This is a genomic window from Streptomyces sp. ADMS, from assembly GCF_033441795.1.
In the GTDB taxonomy this organism is placed as follows: Bacteria; Actinomycetota; Actinomycetes; order Streptomycetales; family Streptomycetaceae; genus Streptomyces.
On the sequence record NZ_JAVFVX010000304.1, the window covers coordinates 1 to 1,480 of the forward strand.

Sequence of the window (1,480 nt, forward strand, 5' to 3'; positions counted from 1 at the left end):
TGCCGCTCCCGCAGCCCTGGGTCATGCCCCGGCTGCCGGTGCGGCTCGCCGCCTGCGGCGCCGCTGACCTTCCGAGCGAACTGCGGACTTGTCGGCGACGGCGGCCAGCTCCGGCGGGTAGGGCCCGCCTTGAACCTCGTAGAGAAAATCTGAACGCACGTGTGCTGCGCGACTCCTCACTACCTGCGTTTTCGCAGGTCGGCGGCAGTTTGGGAGTCCGCTGGCGTCCGTGGTTGTGCACTGAAGTCCATGGTTGTTGCCGTCACCACTGCCGTCAGAGGTGCAGGCCATGACCGCTATGCAGTCGGTCCGCCCCATTGGCTCCCGCGCCGTGCGAGTTGTCCTTATCCTGGCGTCATGAGCACCTTGCGGGAAGAACTGCACGAGCTGATCGACCGGCTACCGGAGTCGCAGGTCGCACCGATACTCGCCCTCGTACGCGAGAGCACGCCTGCCGAGGACGGTGGGGAGGAGTGGCCGCTGCCCGACTTCGTCGGCGCGCTGTCCAGCGGCAAGGGCGACCTGGGTGCCCGCTCCGGCGAGATCCTGCGTGCCGAGTTGGGACACGAAGTCGAGTGATCATCTGGGACACCGGGGCGCTGGTCGCCGCCGCCGATGCCGACGACCAGGACCACGCCCGCTGCGTCGAGCTCATGCGCCGGACGCCACACCCCCTGCTCGTGCCCTACCCGGTTCTCACCGAGGTCTGCTATCTCCTGGAACGCGAGCACGGCACCCGCGCGGAAGCTGCTTTCCTCCGCTCCGTCCGTACCGGACAGATCAGCCTGATCCCCCTGGCCGCCCAGGACATCGACCGCATGGTCGAACTGGTCGAGAAATACGCCGACTTCCCCCTCGGCGCAGTCGACGCCTCCGTCTTCGCCGTCGCCGAACGACTCGGCGCGGACGCCATCGCCACCCTCGACCGCCGCCACTTCAGCGTCGTCCGCCCGAAGGCCCCCCGCTCCTTCACCCTGCTGCCGTAGCCCAACCGGAACAGCACGGGGCCGGGGCCTGAGCGGGAGGGGGTCCCTCGTCGGTCGGGCAACTTCTCCGGGGGTTCCTGGTACGCCTCCGGTGACCGGGCAGTGAGGGACCCCTCCCGCGACCCGCGACCACTCACCAAGACGGAGCCGCACCCGCCCTCGGCTCCCTGCCCCTCGGAGGGAGGCCAGGGTCTGGGGCAGAGCCCCAGGGTGGTTCGCTGTGCTGACTGATGCGCGCCCGGACCGGCGGGGCTGCCGTCAAGCGGGGCGGAGACACCGGAGGCGACGCCGGCCACTGCCCTCGGTGAGCCGGGCGACGGATGTCGAGGGTCGGCCCCCTGGTCTTGCCCTTGCCTGTGATCCGGCCGTAGGACGGTCGTTGGCAACAACTTGCTCTGCCAGGAGCCCGACTCCGGTCAGCCCGACAAAGCTGGCTGGTTGCCGCTCCCGCAGCCCTGGGTCATGCCCCGGCTGCCGGTGCGGCTCGCCGCCTG

The 1,480-nt window shown here is 70.1% G+C and carries 2 protein-coding genes; both read left to right on the forward strand.

Translation table 11 applies throughout. The annotated features are described in order from the left end of the window. Positions 1-357 precede the first annotated feature (357 nt). Complete coding sequence (locus RB628_RS40560) at positions 358-579, forward strand: hypothetical protein (protein WP_318325657.1); 222 nt, start codon at positions 358-360, stop codon at positions 577-579. After that, positions 576-986: a type II toxin-antitoxin system VapC family toxin gene (locus RB628_RS40565; RefSeq protein ID WP_318325658.1), complete on the forward strand. Its 411-nt coding sequence runs from the start codon at positions 576-578 to the stop codon at positions 984-986. Before RB628_RS40560 ends, RB628_RS40565 begins: the two co-directional genes overlap by 4 nt. Positions 987-1,480: the final 494 nt, after the last annotated feature.

Bases quoted from the DNA above. Each gene is read 5' to 3' on its own strand.
- RB628_RS40560 (WP_318325657.1), top strand. From the start codon at position 358: ATGAGCACCTTGCGGGAAGAACTGCACGAGCTGATCGACCGGCTACCG.